The 15,482-nt window shown below is 52.9% G+C and carries 16 protein-coding genes, 1 tRNA gene and 2 pseudogenes; 13 read left to right on the forward strand and 6 right to left on the reverse strand.

Annotated features, from left to right (window positions below; translation table 11 throughout):
- The first annotated feature begins 13 nt into the window (after nt 1-13).
- On the forward strand, nt 14-3,070 hold the full coding sequence (locus tag GNG27_RS10195) for an FAD-binding and (Fe-S)-binding domain-containing protein (RefSeq protein WP_156263596.1): 3,057 nt from the start codon (nt 14-16) through the stop codon (nt 3,068-3,070).
- Nucleotides 3,067-3,477 carry a 1,4-dihydroxy-2-naphthoyl-CoA hydrolase gene (gene menI / locus GNG27_RS10200; RefSeq protein ID WP_106993653.1) on the forward strand — a complete coding sequence of 137 codons (411 nt, stop codon included), beginning with the start codon at nt 3,067-3,069 and terminating at the stop codon, nt 3,475-3,477. Before GNG27_RS10195 ends, menI begins: the two co-directional genes overlap by 4 nt.
- A gap of 517 nt (nt 3,478-3,994) precedes the next feature.
- Here the strand turns inward: menI and GNG27_RS10205 are convergent.
- From GNG27_RS10205 to GNG27_RS10220, 4 genes are all read right to left on the reverse strand, one after another.
- Nucleotides 3,995-5,281: a site-specific integrase gene (locus tag GNG27_RS10205; RefSeq protein ID WP_156263597.1), complete on the reverse strand. Its 1,287-nt coding sequence runs from the start codon at nt 5,279-5,281 to the stop codon at nt 3,995-3,997.
- The gene (gene xisR, locus GNG27_RS10210; protein ID WP_156263598.1) at nt 5,281-5,496 is read right to left on the reverse strand and encodes an excisionase family protein; all 216 of its coding nucleotides are present in this window, start codon (nt 5,494-5,496) and stop codon (nt 5,281-5,283) included. Before xisR ends, GNG27_RS10205 begins: the two co-directional genes overlap by 1 nt.
- A 66-nt stretch (nt 5,497-5,562) precedes the next feature.
- Entirely contained in the window at nt 5,563-6,936 is a 1,374-nt protein-coding gene (locus GNG27_RS23675) for an exonuclease (RefSeq protein WP_231600445.1), read from the reverse strand.
- A protein-coding gene (locus GNG27_RS10220) for an IS3 family transposase (RefSeq protein ID WP_089518920.1) occupies nt 6,929-8,076 on the reverse strand; the annotation gives its coding sequence in 2 pieces (ribosomal slippage) (nt 6,929-7,839 and nt 7,839-8,076; 1,149 coding nt in all). Before GNG27_RS10220 ends, GNG27_RS23675 begins: the two co-directional genes overlap by 8 nt.
- 433 nt (nt 8,077-8,509) lie before the next feature.
- Between GNG27_RS10220 and GNG27_RS10225 the strand changes: the two genes are divergently transcribed.
- The 7 genes from GNG27_RS10225 to GNG27_RS23485 all read left to right on the forward strand — a co-directional run bounded on the left by GNG27_RS10225 (nt 8,510) and on the right by GNG27_RS23485 (nt 11,078).
- Nucleotides 8,510-8,586 (forward strand) — tRNA-Arg (locus GNG27_RS10225).
- A gap of 89 nt (nt 8,587-8,675) precedes the next feature.
- On the forward strand, nt 8,676-8,861 hold the full coding sequence (locus tag GNG27_RS23680; RefSeq protein WP_103792454.1) for a hypothetical protein: 186 nt from the start codon (nt 8,676-8,678) through the stop codon (nt 8,859-8,861).
- Nucleotides 8,862-9,022: 161 nt separating this feature from the next.
- The gene (locus GNG27_RS10230) at nt 9,023-9,346 is read left to right on the forward strand and encodes a four-helix bundle copper-binding protein (protein WP_103179202.1); all 324 of its coding nucleotides are present in this window, start codon (nt 9,023-9,025) and stop codon (nt 9,344-9,346) included.
- 527 nt (nt 9,347-9,873) lie between these two features.
- Nucleotides 9,874-10,104, forward strand: coding sequence for a class II holin family protein (locus GNG27_RS10235; RefSeq protein WP_164540866.1), 231 nt, complete (start codon nt 9,874-9,876; stop codon nt 10,102-10,104).
- A gap of 6 nt (nt 10,105-10,110) precedes the next feature.
- Nucleotides 10,111-10,608 carry a lysozyme gene (locus GNG27_RS10240; RefSeq protein WP_197090597.1) on the forward strand — a complete coding sequence of 166 codons (498 nt, stop codon included), beginning with the start codon at nt 10,111-10,113 and terminating at the stop codon, nt 10,606-10,608.
- Nucleotides 10,598-10,963 (forward strand): hypothetical protein, encoded by a 366-nt coding sequence (locus GNG27_RS10245; RefSeq protein WP_156263600.1) that lies wholly within the window; start codon nt 10,598-10,600, stop codon nt 10,961-10,963. The genes GNG27_RS10240 and GNG27_RS10245 overlap by 11 nt, the downstream gene beginning before the upstream one ends.
- On the forward strand, nt 10,938-11,078 hold the full coding sequence (locus GNG27_RS23485; RefSeq protein ID WP_197090580.1) for a hypothetical protein: 141 nt from the start codon (nt 10,938-10,940) through the stop codon (nt 11,076-11,078). The genes GNG27_RS10245 and GNG27_RS23485 overlap by 26 nt, the downstream gene beginning before the upstream one ends.
- A 40-nt stretch (nt 11,079-11,118) precedes the next feature.
- Here the strand turns inward: GNG27_RS23485 and GNG27_RS10250 are convergent, their stop codons facing one another.
- Both GNG27_RS10250 and GNG27_RS10255 read right to left on the reverse strand, forming a co-directional pair.
- Complete coding sequence (locus GNG27_RS10250) at nt 11,119-11,319, reverse strand: glycogen synthesis protein GlgS (protein ID WP_156263601.1); 201 nt, start codon at nt 11,317-11,319, stop codon at nt 11,119-11,121.
- Nucleotides 11,320-11,544: 225 nt separating this feature from the next.
- Complete coding sequence (locus GNG27_RS10255) at nt 11,545-11,712, reverse strand: hypothetical protein (protein ID WP_231600446.1); 168 nt, start codon at nt 11,710-11,712, stop codon at nt 11,545-11,547.
- 326 nt (nt 11,713-12,038) lie between these two features.
- Here GNG27_RS10255 and GNG27_RS10260 point away from each other — a divergent pair, with 326 nt between their 5' ends.
- The 4 genes and pseudogenes from GNG27_RS10260 to GNG27_RS10275 all read left to right on the forward strand — a co-directional run.
- Nucleotides 12,039-12,242 carry a hypothetical protein gene (locus GNG27_RS10260; RefSeq protein ID WP_156263603.1) on the forward strand — a complete coding sequence of 68 codons (204 nt, stop codon included), beginning with the start codon at nt 12,039-12,041 and terminating at the stop codon, nt 12,240-12,242.
- Between the two features lie 436 nt (nt 12,243-12,678).
- Nucleotides 12,679-13,224, forward strand: coding sequence for a terminase small subunit (locus tag GNG27_RS10265; RefSeq protein WP_156263604.1), 546 nt, complete (start codon nt 12,679-12,681; stop codon nt 13,222-13,224).
- Nucleotides 13,199-15,106: pseudogene (locus GNG27_RS10270) on the forward strand (phage terminase large subunit family protein); the annotation flags it as partial. The gene GNG27_RS10265 and the pseudogene GNG27_RS10270, both read left to right, overlap by 26 nt.
- Nucleotides 15,106-15,474, forward strand: a pseudogene (locus GNG27_RS10275) (major capsid protein); the annotation flags it as partial. The pseudogenes GNG27_RS10270 and GNG27_RS10275, both read left to right, overlap by 1 nt.
- Between the last annotated feature and the right edge of the window lie 8 nt (nt 15,475-15,482).

Raw genomic sequence — 15,482 nt, forward strand, 5'->3', positions numbered from 1 at the left:
AGGGTCGACAGTAATGATCCCACAAATTTCTCAGGCACCCGGCGTCGTTCAGCTGGTGCTCAATTTTTTGCAGGCTTTGGAGCAACAGGGTTTTACCGGCGATACCGCCACACGTTATGCCGACAGGCTGACCATGGCGACCGACAACAGTATCTACCAGCTACTTCCCGATGCAGTCGTTTTTCCCCGTTCTACCGCTGATGTTGCCCTGCTGGCCCGTGTAGCATCCCAGGAGCGTTTCGCTTCGCTGATCTTTACCCCCCGCGGCGGCGGCACCGGCACCAACGGCCAGGCGCTGAACACCGGGATCGTTGTCGACATGTCCCGCTATATGAACCGCATCATTGAGATCAACCCGGAAGAGGGGTGGGTGCGGGTTGAAGCCGGGGTGATCAAGGATCAGCTTAACCAGTACCTGAAGCCCTACGGCTACTTTTTTGCCCCGGAGCTGTCGACCAGTAACCGTGCCACCCTCGGCGGGATGATCAACACCGACGCCTCGGGTCAGGGCTCGCTGGTGTACGGCAAAACCTCCGATCACGTCCTCGGGGTGCGGGCGGTGCTGCTTGGCGGCGATATTCTTGATACCCAGCCCGTGCCGGTCGAACTGGCCGAGACGCTCGGGACGGACAACACCACCGCCGGGCGCATCTACCGCACCGTGCTGGACAGCTGCCGGGATAACCGTCAGCTGATTATCGATAAATTCCCGAAACTGAACCGCTTCCTGACCGGCTACGATCTGCGTCATGTCTTCAATGACGACCTGAGCCAGTTCGATTTGACCCGCATCCTGACCGGTTCAGAAGGCACGCTGGCCTTTATCACCGAGGCGCGTCTCGACATCACCCCCCTGCCAAAAGTGCGCCGGCTGGTGAACGTCAAGTACAACTCATTTGACTCTGCGCTGCGTAATGCTCCCTTTATGGTGGATGCCCGCGCATTGTCGGTGGAAACCGTCGACTCCAAAGTGCTCAACCTGGCGCGGGAAGATATCGTCTGGCACTCGGTCAGCGAGCTGATCGCCGACGTGCCCGACAAAGAGATGCTGGGCCTGAACATCGTTGAGTTTGCCGGTGATGACGCCGAACTCATCGAAAGTCAGGTCGCGGCCCTGTGCCAGCGTCTCGACGAGCTGATCGCCCGGGGCGAGGGCGGGGTAATTGGCTGGCAGCTGTGCAACGAGCTTGCCGGTATTGAGCGTATCTATGCGATGCGTAAAAAAGCGGTCGGCCTGTTGGGTAACGCCAAAGGGGCGGCCAAGCCGATCCCCTTTGCCGAAGATACCTGCGTCCCGCCGGAACACCTCGCCGACTATATTGTCGAATTCCGCGCCCTGCTCGACAGCCACGGCCTGAGCTACGGCATGTTCGGTCACGTCGATGCCGGGGTACTGCACGTTCGCCCTGCGCTGGACATGTGCGATCCGCAGCAGGAGATGCTGATGAAGCAGATCTCCGATGACGTGGTAGCCCTCACCGCGAAATACGGTGGCCTGCTGTGGGGCGAGCACGGAAAAGGGTTCCGCGCGGAGTACAGCCCGGCCTTCTTTGGCGAGGCGCTGTTTGGCGAACTGCGCAAAATCAAAGCGGCCTTCGACCCAGACAACCGGCTCAACCCAGGTAAAATCTGTCCGCCTGAGGGCGTTGATGCCCCAATGATGCAGGTAGACGCGGTGAAACGCGGCACTTTCGATCGTCAGATCCCGATTGCGGTGCGCGCTTCGTGGCGCGGCGCGATGGAGTGTAACGGCAACGGCCTGTGCTTTAACTTCGATGCCAAAAGCCCGATGTGCCCGTCGATGAAGATCACCAGCAACCGCATCCACTCCCCGAAAGGGCGCGCCACTCTGGTGCGCGAGTGGCTGCGTCTACTGGCCGACCGCGGCGTGGATCCGCTGGCGCTGGAGAAAGAGCTGCCGGAAAAACGCGCCAGCCTGCGCACTCTCGTTGAGCGCACCCGTAACAGCTGGCACGCGCGCAAAGGGGAGTACGATTTCTCCCACGAGGTGAAAGAGGCGATGTCCGGCTGCCTGGCCTGTAAAGCCTGTTCCACCCAGTGCCCGATTAAGATCGACGTGCCGGAGTTCCGTTCGCGCTTCCTGCAGCTCTACCACAGCCGTTACCTGCGCCCGATGCGCGATCATCTGGTGGCGACGGTTGAGAACTATGCCCCGCTGATGGCCCGCGCGCCGCGCACCTTCAACTTCTTTATCAACCAGCCGCTGGTGCGTAAACTGTCCGAGAAGCATATCGGCATGATTGACCTGCCGCTGCTCTCCACGCCGTCGCTGCAGCGCCAGCTGGTGGGCCACCGCTCCGCCAACCTGACCCTTGAGCAGCTGGAGGCCCTGAGCCCGGAGCAGAAAGCGAAAACCGTGCTGGTGGTGCAGGACCCGTTCACCAGCTATTACGACGCGCAGGTAGTGGCCGACTTTATTCGTCTGGTGGAGCGACTGGGCTATCAGCCGGTACTGCTGCCGTTCTCGCCGAACGGGAAAGCCCAGCACATTAAAGGTTTCCTCAATCGTTTCGCCAAAACGGCGCAAAAGACCTCTGACTTCCTTAGCCGGGTGGCGCTGCTGGGGATGCCGATGGTCGGCGTCGATCCGGCGCTGGTGCTTTGCTATCGCGATGAGTACAAGCAGACCCTCGGTGACAAGCGAGGCGACTTCCACGTGATGCTGGTACATGAGTGGCTCCCGGCGATTGTCGACGGGCAAGCCGCCCGGGAGACCAGCGGCGAATCCTGGTACCTGTTCGGCCACTGTACCGAAGTCACCGCGCTGCCGGGCGCGCCTGCCCAGTGGGCTACGATCTTTGCCCGCTTTGGTGCGAAGCTTGAGAGCGTCAGCGTCGGCTGCTGCGGCATGGCCGGGACCTACGGCCATGAGGTGGTGAACCACAAGAACTCGCTGGGGATCTATGAGCTCTCCTGGCATCAGGCGATGCAGCGTTTACCGCGTAATCGCTGTCTGGCGACCGGCTACTCCTGCCGCAGCCAGGTGAAGCGCGTCGAGGGCAGCGGCGTACGCCATCCACTGCAGGCTTTACTGGAGATTATGGGATGATTTGGAAACGTGCGGTCACCCTGCAGGCGTTAAACGCCATGAGCGACGGGAACATGGTGGGGTTGCTGGACATTCAGTTTACCCGCATCGGCGAAGATGAACTGGAAGCGACCATGCCGGTGGACAGCCGCACTCATCAGCCGTTTGGCCTGCTGCACGGCGGCGCGTCGGTGGTGCTGGCCGAAACCCTGGGCTCGGTAGCGGGCTATCTCTGCACCGAAGGGGAGCAGAAGGTGGTGGGTCTGGAGGTCAATGCCAACCACATACGTTCCGTGCGCAGCGGGCGGGTGCGCGGCGTCTGTCGCGCTCTGCATACCGGCGGGCGACACCAGGTGTGGCAGATTGATATCTTCGATGAACAGCAGCGGTTGTGCTGCTCGTCGCGGTTGACGACCGCAGTCGTATAAAAGTGAAGGCCGCGAAAGCGGCCTTTTTACATTTTCATCTCATTGAAACAGCATTGATTTCTGACAGGTCGCAATTTATGTTAAATCCGACAGCATGAATCATGAGATTATTCTTATGCTCCTTCAAGAGCTAAGCCATGATGAGTGCCGGAGATAAGCGCCGGATGGAGCAAGAAACCCTTAAGACTATTCCAGTAGTCTTAAGGGTTTTCTTTTTTGCGCGGCCCATCTGCGGCCCATTGTTTACCTTCAATAATCGTCTCTAAGATCCTGCATGGCGGACAGAATGACCAGGCCGGTAATGACCACGGCAAGGATGGCGGTTATCAACAGTGCAGTAAGCATATCCCCTCCTGATGCTGGCCCCTTTACATCAAGGATAGCGTACCCGCAGCCTGGCTATAGCCCACCCTGGGGCTCTTTCAGAATACGCTTACAGGTAAGATCAGCCGCATCGGCACACTTCCTATCCCAAAAATAGGCATTAATTATATGTGTTGTTATCAACCGCATATAATCAAACAACTTTTCGCAATCTGCCTTTACTTTGGGGGCGCTCTGGGGGCGTTGCTGTTGGCATATTGCTGTTCAACATTCCCACCTGGTTTGCATTCATTTCTCCGATCCATTTTGAATACACTTCGTAAACCATCCGCGCATCCTCGTGTCCTAACTGGCTTGCGATAAAGGAAGGGTTAGCTCCTGCGGCCAGTGTCCAACATGCAAAGGTATGCCGTGACTGGTACGGAACCCGGTGGCGAACGTTCGCTTTTTTCATGCCACGATTCCAGCTCAAAGAGAGTGCATTCTTGGATAAATACCCCGCCTTGGTTTTTGACTGGGGTCCCGGTACGAAAACAAACCGTAGATTTTGGCGTTCGGTTTTTCCAAGTTCTCTATGATGGAAAACGATCTCTCTTTTTTCCAGATGCCCGGATAACTTGAAAAGCTCTTTCAGCGCATCAGCAGCTGGCTGCAATAGGGCAATGGTTCTGATACCAGCGTCGGTCTTGGGTGGAACGAAAACCCCCTTGTTGGTAACGTTTCGGCTAACGTGGATCTCACCTTTAGAGAGGTCAATATCTTCCCAGGCGAGGGCGCACAGTTCGCCGTGGCGCATTCCAGTGTGGAAGGCCAGACGCCATATTAGAGCATGTTTAACAGGTAAGGCTTCTATGAAAGATTGGTATTCATGCAGCAGTAAAGGATCCGGGTCTTTCTTAGAAACCTTCAGTAGAGCAACACCTTCATATGGCGCGTGTTTAATAAATTGACTGCGGTTTGCCAGCTTCAACATTTCAGATAATAAACTCATGCGAGTATTTACAGTTGATGGTGACCGTCCTTTTTTTTTGAAGTTTGGTTTAACGGGGTTAAATACCTCACCAGTTAATAACTCTTTCCGATAATTGAGCAGGTCTGAATGCTGAATATCAACCAGACGTGTATTATCTCCAATTATGCGACGAAGCGTGTTTATTATGGCGCTGGTGGTTTGCATTGAAGCTAACGATATTTCGAGGGCTTTTGCTTCCTTAAAGACGTCACATAACTCTTTAAAGGTTGTCACCTTTTTTGTTGATGAAAACTTTTTAAGAGCTTTTGATTCCGGAAACCGAGAGGCGTAATCGAACTGGCCGAGCTGGATCTCGCTGACAATTACAGCGCGAAGGTTTCCAGCTTTCTTGATATTCCCACTCGTTACCAACCAGCCACGCAACACTTCGCGGCAACGAATGCCGCGATATGTGAAAGTGATCCTGATTTTGCCGCTATGAAGTTCAACACCTGTGGGAAATTCCATCACGCTTCCTGTACTAATTGGTTAATCCTTGGATAGTTGTACCAAAGCAGACCTGTAGATTTATCGGTTTCACCCAGCGCAGTGAGGTGCTTGAAGTGCACGCCTTCGATCCATAAGTTCAGCCGATAACTTTTAATTTGCCTTTCGGACAGGCCGGTCTTTTCACTGAGTCGCGCTTCAACCATCCACTCTTCGCCGAAAATGATTTGCGACATAGATAACTCCGATGCCGCCAGCTACAACACTAGCCGCTGCAGCTGGCTGTTTGTGAAATCGAATAATCAGTTTTGGGTCAGGCGCTGCCAGATAGCCGAGACGTATTTAACCTGGTGGCGGGCGTCGGCCAGGGCATTGTGTTGATCGCCTTCAAAAGGAATTTCGTAGCGAGAGTTCAGCCCAACAGCTTTGCCCAGTTCGACGACGGTACGCACATCCCGGTAGTTCCAGTGCGGGATTGGGAATGGCGTGTCGGCCAGCTCGAATGCCGCCTCCAGAAGAGAACAATCAAACGAACTACCATTTCCCCACAGCTGAACAGTCTTCGAGCCGTTAGACGCGTTTTCAGCAATGAAATCGAGAAACTGCTCCAGCGCTTCCACCAGACCGACCGTGTCATCCACCACGATTGCAGATCTGGCTTCCGGCGATTGCTTCAGCCACCAGAGGATGGTGCTGGCGTCTGGCCGGGCCCCGAATGACATCGACGATTCAAGGTTAATCACCTGATAGTATTCAGCACCGGTTTTCCCGCTGGCCGGGTCAAAGAATACTCCCCCCACTGAAACGATCGGCGCGCCCGGTTTTTTGCCCATGGTTTCGAGATCCACCATCAGGTGCGTGAACATGGTTCCCGGGTCTGAGGTATCAGCCCCCAGCCCCTCCAGCTCCTCTTTCAGACCCGCTTCCATTACCGTATAGGTTGCATTGCCAGACGCGGCGCCACAGTCAGGGCAACCGCCGCCACCTTCGGTACCACAGCCAGTGCAGATGTTTCCCGCTACGGCATCTGTTTGCGCAGCAGTTGCATCAGCGCTTTCGCCTGGTGGAACCGCGCCAACATTTTCTCCTTCCGCCGGGTTAGTCTCTTCCATCTGCACATCGCTGGTGGTCTCCTCATTAACCGATGAACGGTCATCATTTTGTGGTTGTTTTTCGTTCATCAGGCCATCAATGGTGAATACTCCGCCGCCGAGGTTCGCGACCTGAGGCTGGCTGGCTAACTCTGCTTTTTCCGCTTCGATCTGCTCGTTAACTTCATTTTCCCAGCTCACTTCAGGTGTGTGGCGTGCTGCCTCCAGCATTTCAGCTGTAGGGTTCTCGTGATCTGTTTCGGTCAGGTTTGCGTGGATGTATCCGGCAAGGCGCCCAGGCTGTCTGTAGTACTCAGGGTGAGCACTTCGGATAAGCGCGAAGATGGCTGCGCGTGAATAGTCCAGAATGCCAGGCGTTACGCGCAAAGCTTCAGACCATTCTTTAAACGGGCTTTCGTTCGCTGCGACGATAGTCTTTGCCTGGCGGAAGGCATCACTTGGGATGTCGTAAATATTGAAATCCGCTGACAGCGTTGCCAACGCAATCTCAGTATCGAGTCCATCAAAGTCGGGTTTGTAGTTAGGGTTGCGATCGGTTTGAATCGCCACGGATAATCTAGACACTTCCTAGCCGTTGATAATACTGGTTTTCATATTCTGTCGGTGACATCTGATCGCTGGAACCATGCCGACGCTTACTGTTATAAAACATTTCGATGTAATCAAAAATATCGCTGCGGGCTTCTTCCCGCGTTCCGTAGATCTTTTTCTTTATCCGTTCGCGTTTCAACAACTGGAAAAAGCTTTCTGCAACCGCATTATCATGGCAGTTACCGCGACGGCTCATGCTGCCCTCCAGGCCGTGTGATTTCAGGAACGACTGCCACTCATGGCTTGTGTACTGACTGCCCTGATCCGAATGAACCAGCACCTGTTTTTGGGGATTACGGCGCCATACAGCCATCAGCAGTGCGTTCAGGACAATGTCCTTTGTCATCCGGGATTGCATGGACCAGCCGATAATTTTGCGTGAGAACAGATCAACAACCACGGCAAGATACAGCCAGCCTTCGTGGGTCCTGATGTAGGTTATGTCCGTTACCCAACGCTTATCCGGAGCATCCGGATTGAACTGTCGCTGGAGCCTGTTGGGCGACACGATACTGGCCTCGCCTTTACGTGCCCGCGGGCTCCGGTATCCGACCTGAGCCTTTATCCCGACACGTTTCATCAGTCGCCAGACTCTGTTCACTCCGCACTGTTGCCCGCTGTCCCGCAGATCCAGATGGATTTTGCGATAACCATAGACGCATCCCGATTCCAGCCAGAACTGTTTAATCTGTCCTGTCAGTCTCAGGTCTGCCTGATGGCGTTGTGAATGCGGCTGCTGAAGCCAGGCGTAAAAACCACTGGGATGAACATCCAGCACCCGACAGAGCAGGCGAACAGGCCAGCAACAGGTGTTGTCACGGATAAAGGCGTACCTCAGTCGGACAGCTTTGCGAAGTACGCCGCGGCTTTTTTTAATATGTCCCGTTCGTCGGTAACCCGCTTCAGCTCTTTCTGGAGACGGCGGATCTCGGCCTGAGCATCTGACTGTTCTTTATTAGCGGAAGAATCCGGACCGTACTTCTTTATCCAGGCGTAAAGGCTGTGGGTGGTGATATCGAGACGTGTTGCAACGCTGGCAACAGAATAACCGCGATCAACAACCTGTTTGACTGCTTCAATTTTAAACTCTTCGGGATAACGCTTACCGCTCATGGGCACCTCTCTTTAAGCCATCTTAAATGACTCTGAGGTGTCTGTTAAACCCGTGGCGATTCAGTTGGTCTTTTTGTTCATACTGAATAAATATACAGATATAAATAGCTTTATGGCAGAAAGAAGACTAGGCTGTGCCTGTGATGAATCCCCCTATGCGGCGGGGCGACTAGACTGGCAGGTGAGTAGAACGCGGTTCTGTGGTCTGGCGCAGAGTCACCGGGAGGCACCCGGCATCACATCTTCAATATCATTTATTTCTAAGGCTGCCTTTTAGCGGCCTTTAACAGAGCGCCGACTTTATTAGCAATGCTATAGTTGAAGTGGCATTCGATAATGCTCTCGATACGATTACAACACTGGAGTGGGGAAGCGCCCACTTTGCAGAGACAACTGCATGACCCTGACCAGCTTCATTGCTGGTCTTTTTTATCCGCCATTAGCTCAACTGGAAAGAGCACGGAGCTTCTACCTCTGTGGTTCGGGGGTCGAGTCCTCGATGGCGGACCATTGCATCGCTTCATTCTTAATTAAGTATTTCTCACACCAGCCCGTAACCACAATGGCTACACTCTCCTCTCAGTGAGGGAGGGAAAGGCATGATAGAGGGTTTTTACTGGATACAGCACAATGGCAGAGTTCAGGTTGCCTACTATACCCATGGAGAAACGGAAGACCTTGAAACGGGTAAGACCGTAACCGGTATCTGGCACCTGACGCAGGGGGATCCCATTTGTGATAATGGTGAAGCAGAAGTTCTGGAAGGTCCTCTTACACCATCATGAGATCGTTAGTCGTTTCGGAATTTGATGAAGGTAGTCGTTATTCGAATGCGTTCCCTGTAATTACAATTTAGGCGAATTTGGAATAACGCTCCTATTAACTGGCATCATCGCACTCCTGTAACCAGACTTAGTTTTCTGCTTACGACTGAAAGGAGCGAAATATGCCAATTAACCATGCTGAATGCATCGAGGCCTGCTACAAATGCGCGGCTGCCTGTGATTATTGTGCTGCTTCATGTCTGAAAGAAGAACAAGTGGATATGATGCGTGAGTGCATAAGACTCGATATGCAGTGCGCGAATATTTGTCGGCTCGCAGCGCAATTTATGACCTTTGATAGTGAATTTGCCAAATCGCTATGCCGGGTCTGCGCAGAAGTCTGTCAGAAATGCGGTGAAGAATGTGGGAAGCACGAAGCAGAACATTGTCAGAAATGCTCTGAAGCTTGCCTTCGTTGCGCAGAAGCGTGCCGCTCGATGGCTTAATGGAACTTGCTTCCAGTTTTCTGTTTGAGCATCGACACTTTAGAATTCTGACAAACTTTTGCTATTGTTAAGAGTCAGGTGAATCCCCCTGTGCGGCGGGGCAATCCAGTTGATGAAAGTGTAAATATGCTTGCGGCTCGTATAACTGGTACGAGTCACCGGGAGGCACCCGGCACCTGTCTTAGTATCAATACCTGGGTAAATGTTGCCTGCTTGCTAAAGCAGGCTTTTTTTTATATGCGCTTCGTTAGTGGTGCTATTATTTAATCGTAACCAAGCCATAACCATTAACCGGAGCTCCTGACCGGTCAGTAATGCTGCTCGACATAGTTGCAATACGGATGGTGGCTGGGGAACATGCCTACCTACTTAGATTTAAACTCAGTTAGGCCCGCTGAAAATGCGGGCCTTTTTTTATCTCAGGCTCCCGGAACGCCTATCAAAGGTCTCGTCGTTAATTCATCCGGAGAGCCTGAGCCCTACCCACACAGCACCCGCATCCCAGCGAGGTGAGAGAAATGTCCCGTATGAGCAAACTTGTCACCGGAGTCGCCCTCGGCACCTCAGGAGGAACCATCCTGAACGGCGTCCTCACAAAACTGAGCCCTGACGAATGGAGCGCCATCGGCGTACTGGCTGGTATTGCCGGGATCATCGTTACAGGGCTTATCAACTGGTATTTCAAACGCAAGGTCGCCAATGCCCAGGTAAAGGCGCTTGAGAAGTATGGCCCAGCAGTCAAAGTCGGAGATGAATAAATGCCAATGACCAGTAGCCTGCGTAACAAACTCATCGCCGCTGCTGGTGGTGGTGCAATGCTGATTGCCTCGCTGTTCCTCGGTGGGAAGGATGGCGTCGAAGGGCGAAAGTATGAAGCCTATAAAGACGTCGCCGGGGTGTGGACTGTCTGCGACGGCCATACGGGCCGGGATATCGTGAGAGGGAAGAAGTATACCGATCGCGAATGTGACCAGTTGCTGTGGAAAGACCTCCAGCCAGCAAAGCGAACGGTAGACAGTCTGGTTAAGGTGCCGCTGGGCGAGTATCAGCGCGCCGCGCTCTACAGCTTTGTTTTTAACGTTGGCTCTGACGCATTCTCTAAGTCCACGCTGTTGCGCAAGCTTAACAAGGGTGATCACGACGGAGCGTGCGAAGAGATGCGGCGTTGGGTTTATGCTGGTGGCATGAAGTGGAAAGGCCTTCAGAACCGGCGAGAGATGGAGCGATCGATGTGCCTGGCGGAGAGCAAACATGACCTTTAGCCTTCGAGCGATTCTGCTGATTGCTCTCGTGGTCATGCTGTTTGCTATTGGCTATGGCGAGCTACGGTATAGGAATGGCTGGTATGCCCACGCTGACCACATCACTGCCCTGGCCGCCGATAAGCGAGCCAAGGCAGAGAAGGCGATTCAGCCCATTGAGCAGAAGGCCGCTAAGGCCAGCGACGAAGGCCGGATCATCTACCGAACCATAACCCGCGACGTGGTAAAATATGTCCAGGATCCGAATCGTACCGTTTGTGATTTTGATGATGAGTCTGTCCGGTTGCGGCAACAGGCTATCGACGCTGCCAACTCCATCAGCGGATTTGATGCAGGACCCGTGCAAGGGAAGTGATGCTGGCGCCAACAGCGATGAAGATCTGCAGGCTGATGTGGAAACCGCCCAATGCCTGCGCCAGCTGCGGCTCAATACGTATCGCTGGCAGGCCTGGTATAACGCGTTACTTTGAAGTGAATGCCGGGCAGCTGTTACCACCCGGCCTGTGCTTACTACTGCAGTTCCTTATCTTTTAGCTGTTCAACGTAAAAGTCAAAACGTTGAAGGAACCACAGCCGGCAATCTTCATCCATGTTACCGGTTAATGCATCCGTGCAGAGATGTCGGCCTTGCAAGTGCATCCGGGCAAAGCTTGAGGCAAGAAAATCTAAATCCCGGGAAGACACGACACCTTTCTCACTTACTAACTGCATACATTCCTCCTCTGTTTGATGAAACAAAAAGAAAAATGCGTTAGTTACAAGTATGGATCAAAAAATCGTACTAGCGGTCATTCAGGCCGCAGGAGCAGGTCTGAAATTGTAACAAAGCAACCAACCGGCCTGCATAGGTATTTGTGAGAGCAGCGTCTAAAATAGATCCTCTTCCCTGATGATATGAAAATGCCGCTTTTAAGCGGCATTGATTGAATAAGAAATTTATTCACTATCGTTTTCAGCTTTCAAATACTGTCTAAGGGTGTCGTGCACCTCTCGGTTTTCTTCATTATCCAAGCCGCGAGATTCATACTCTTTAGCAATACTGATTATCACCTCGTCATACTTACCTTTGTATGTGATATTGTTCAGGCGCACTTGCTGCATCATTAACTCTTTTAGGACCCAAGTCTCAACTTTAAGCCGGGAAACCGTATCCTCTAATTTTTTAATTCTTTCTGCATCAGATATGTCAATCTCCTTTATAAGATGGGTTCAGGCTAGCTGGTCGATGAAAATGAATGAACACCATAACACTACAACATCAAAGAAGGCCATCGCAGCGGTTTAACCCCTGCAGGGGTTAAATATTGAATATCCCTCACAGGGGATAAAAGCTGTGTAAGTCTAAACATGCATAGTGCACATACATTAATGCTTTACTAAATGGATTGCAGATTTATCCTAATAACTCTTTTTTAAATGGAGTTAAGGTAATGAAATTCCTTTGGGCAATTTGTATCTTATGTGGGGTAGTTGGTTTTATTGAGGGTATTGTTGCTGTGTTTGGCGCTGTCAGCGCACCTCAGCAAGCAGCTGGTGCAGCGATGGGCGTTGCGTGGGCTGTCATCCCATACTGCATCTGCCGTGCTATCCAGCAGATGAGACCGCAGGAAGTTGTGATCAAGAAAGATGAATAAGCATCTGGCGGTTGGTCGAATTTAGCCTCGCAAAAGCGGGGCTTTTTTACGTGCATAGTATGTCTGGCAGAACGGAGACCGTCAGCACTTCGTTATTTTGCAACAATCTGACTGATTAAAACTAGCTAGAAGTCGATTGGGTGTTTAGACGTCCAGATGGCAAAATGGAGTGTCGATGCGGCGCATTTCAATGCAAATGACATTCATTATCATTTGACGGGTCCTTTCCAGCATATCGACCTGCTACGGGGCGGCGTCCGCGCAGATTCTCGCTATTTATGAAAATTTTCGGGTATTTGCCGTTTCCGTTCTTCTTCTGGCTATCTTGCTGTTTTTACTGAGAACACCCCTTCAAAAGAAAGGAAATGATGAAGCCTAAGAAATGGTGATTTGGCATTTATCATTTCCTTTCTCTGTTTTATGCCAGGAGTGAGCAATGGAGGTTAACAAAAAACTCTTATCCGAGATTTTCGGCGTCAGCGTACGCACGATTCAGAACTGGCAGGATCAGGGGATGCCGGTAGCGCGTGGAGGCGGGAAGGGGAATGAAGTGCTGTATGAATCCGCCGCCGTTATCGAATGGTATTCAGCGCGGGACGCTGCGATAGAAAATGAAAAATTACGGAAGGAGGTTGAAGACCTGCGGATTGCTTCAGAGTCAGACCTTCAGCCAGGCACGATTGAATATGAGCGGCACCGTCTCACCCGAGCCCAGGCTGACGCTCAGGAACTTAAAAATGCAAAAGAGTCCGCTGAGGTGGTGGAGACCGCATTCTGCACGTTCGTGCTGTCGCGGATAGCCGGAGAAATTGCCAGTATTCTCGATGGAGTACCTCTGTCGGTTCAGCGGCGCTTCCCGGAGCTGGAAAACCGACATATTGATTTCCTTAAGAAGGACGTCATTAAGGCCATGAACAAAGCAGCTGCGCTGGATGAAATGATACCGGGGTTGCTGAGTGAATATATCGAACAGTCAGGTTAAGGGGCTGCAGCACTCTGCGAACGCTGGGCTCCGTTCATTGTACCGTCCGGAGCCGCAGACAGCTGTTGAGTGGGCAGACGATAACTACTATCTTCCCAAAGAGTCTGCATACCAAGAGGGGCGCTGGGAGACGCTGCCATTTCAGCGTGCAATCATGAATGCCATGGGCAACGACTATGTTCGTGAAGTGAATGTCGTGAAATCTGCCCGTGTAGGCTATTCAAAGATGCTGCTCGGGGTTTATGCGTATTTCATCCAGCATAAGCAGCGGAACTCCCTTATTTGGTTGCCGACTGACGGCGATGCTGAAAACTTTATGAAGTCGCATGTCGAGCCGACAATCCGTGATATTCCCACCTTGCTGGCGTTGGCTCCCTGGTATGGCAAAAAACACCGGGACAATACCCTCAGTATGAAGCGTTTTTCAAACGGGCGTGGATTCTGGTGTCTGGGGGGGAAGGCCGCAAAAAACTATCGCGAGAAATCCGTCGATGTGGCGGGCTATGACGAGCTGGCCGCCTTCGATGAGGACATCGAGAAAGAAGGCTCTCCAACCTTTCTGGGTGATAAACGAATTGAAGGTTCGGTCTGGCCCAAGTCCATCCGCGGATCCACGCCAAAAATCAGGGGCACCTGCCAGATTGAGCGTGCCGCGAAAGAGTCGCAGCACTTTTTGCGGTTCCACGTTCCCTGCCCGCATTGCGGGGAAGAGCAGTACCTGAAATTCGGCGATAAAGAAACACCGTTCGGCTTCAAGTGGACGCCGGGTGAGCCTGCCAGCGTGTTCTATCTTTGCGAGCATAACGCCTGTGTGATTAAGCAGCAGGATCTCGATTTTGCGCAGGCCCGGTACATTTGCGAAGAGACGGGGATCTGGACGCGGGACGGTCTGTGCTGGTTTTCATCATCCGGTACCGAAATTGACCCACCTGACAGTGTCACCTTTCATATCTGGACCGCCTACAGCCCCTTTACGACGTGGGTGCAAATCGTCAAAGACTGGATCAAGACCAAAGGGGATACCGGCAAGCGTAAAACTTTCGTGAATACCACGCTTGGCGAGACATGGGAGCCGAAAATTGGCGACCGTCCCGATGCTGACGTAATGGCCGAACGTAAGGAGCACTTTGGCGCCGCGGTACCGGAGCGGGTGGCCTACCTGACAGCCGGTATCGATTCACAGCTTGACCGTTATGAAATGCGGGTCTGGGGATGGGGGCCGGGCGAAGAAAGCTGGCTCATCGACAGGCAGATCATCATGGGCCGTCATGACGATGAAGCTACTTTGCTCAGAGTGGATGAGGCCATCAATCGGACATATACCCGGCAGAATGGCGTGGAAATGTCGGTTTCACGCATCTGCTGGGATATCGGCGGTATCGACCCGACCATCGTTTACAACCGCTCGAAAAAGCATGGCCTGTTCCGCCTGATACCCATTAAAGGGGCATCTGTCTACGGTAAACCCGTTGCCAGCATGCCGCGCAAGCGCAACAAAAACGGTGTTTATCTCACGGAAGTGGGAACCGACACGGCTAAAGAGCAAATCTATAACCGTTTCACCCTCGTGCCAGAGGCCGATGAACCTGTCGCCGGGGCAGTTCATTTCCCGAATAACCCTGAAATTTATGATTTAGCCGAAGCTCAGCAGCTGACAGCTGAGGAGCAGGTCGAAAAGTGGGCAGATGGTAAGAAAAAGATCGTCTGGGACAGCAAAAAGCGACGAAATGAGGCGCTCGACTGTTTTGTCTACGCACTTGCGGCCCTGCGGATCAGCATCTCGCGATGGCAGCTTAATCTCGATTCTCTTCTGGCAAGTCTGCTGGAGGAAGACAGCGGGCGTAAAAATAACAAAACCCTGGCGGATTACGCCCGGGCATTACCCGCCGCGGCTCTAACTCTGAGCTGGAAACCGCACTCAAGGATCTCGGTCAGGCGGTTTCCTACAAGGGTATGTACGGCGATGTGGCAATCGTCGTGTATGCCGGACAGTACGTTGAAGGGGGTGTGCAGAAGAATTACCTGCCGGATAACACCATGGTACTGGGCAACACACAGGCGCGCGGTCTGCGGACCTATGGCTGCATCCAGGATGTGGACGCGCAACGCGATGGCATTAATGCGTCCGCACGCTATCCGAAAAACTGGGTGCAGACCGGTGACCCGGCCCGTGAATTCACCATGATCCAGTCTGCGCCGCTGATGCTGCTGGCCGATGCGGACGAGTTTGTATCCGTCAAACTCGCGTAACTTCCACC

It is taken from the genome of Leclercia sp. 119287 (assembly GCF_009734485.1).
Classification (GTDB): domain Bacteria; phylum Pseudomonadota; class Gammaproteobacteria; order Enterobacterales; family Enterobacteriaceae; genus Enterobacter; species Enterobacter adecarboxylatus_C.

Bases quoted from the DNA above. Each gene is read 5' to 3' on its own strand.
- menI (WP_106993653.1), top strand. From the start codon at position 3,067: ATGATTTGGAAACGTGCGGTCACCCTGCAGGCGTTAAACGCCATGAGC.
- GNG27_RS23485 (WP_197090580.1), top strand. From the start codon at position 10,938: ATGCAGGACCCGTGCAAGGGAAGTGATGCTGGCGCCAACAGCGATGAA.
- GNG27_RS10250 (WP_156263601.1), bottom strand. From the start codon at position 11,319: ATGCAGTTAGTAAGTGAGAAAGGTGTCGTGTCTTCCCGGGATTTAGAT.
- GNG27_RS10195 (WP_156263596.1), top strand. From the start codon at position 14: ATGATCCCACAAATTTCTCAGGCACCCGGCGTCGTTCAGCTGGTGCTC.
- GNG27_RS23680 (WP_103792454.1), top strand. From the start codon at position 8,676: ATGATAGAGGGTTTTTACTGGATACAGCACAATGGCAGAGTTCAGGTT.
- GNG27_RS10265 (WP_156263604.1), top strand. From the start codon at position 12,679: ATGGAGGTTAACAAAAAACTCTTATCCGAGATTTTCGGCGTCAGCGTA.
- xisR (WP_156263598.1), bottom strand. From the start codon at position 5,496: ATGTCGCAAATCATTTTCGGCGAAGAGTGGATGGTTGAAGCGCGACTC.
- GNG27_RS10240 (WP_197090597.1), top strand. From the start codon at position 10,111: ATGACCAGTAGCCTGCGTAACAAACTCATCGCCGCTGCTGGTGGTGGT.
- GNG27_RS10235 (WP_164540866.1), top strand. From the start codon at position 9,874: ATGAGCAAACTTGTCACCGGAGTCGCCCTCGGCACCTCAGGAGGAACC.
- GNG27_RS10245 (WP_156263600.1), top strand. From the start codon at position 10,598: ATGACCTTTAGCCTTCGAGCGATTCTGCTGATTGCTCTCGTGGTCATG.
- GNG27_RS10230 (WP_103179202.1), top strand. From the start codon at position 9,023: ATGCCAATTAACCATGCTGAATGCATCGAGGCCTGCTACAAATGCGCG.
- GNG27_RS10260 (WP_156263603.1), top strand. From the start codon at position 12,039: ATGAAATTCCTTTGGGCAATTTGTATCTTATGTGGGGTAGTTGGTTTT.
- GNG27_RS10205 (WP_156263597.1), bottom strand. From the start codon at position 5,281: ATGGAATTTCCCACAGGTGTTGAACTTCATAGCGGCAAAATCAGGATC.
- GNG27_RS10255 (WP_231600446.1), bottom strand. From the start codon at position 11,712: ATGATGCAGCAAGTGCGCCTGAACAATATCACATACAAAGGTAAGTAT.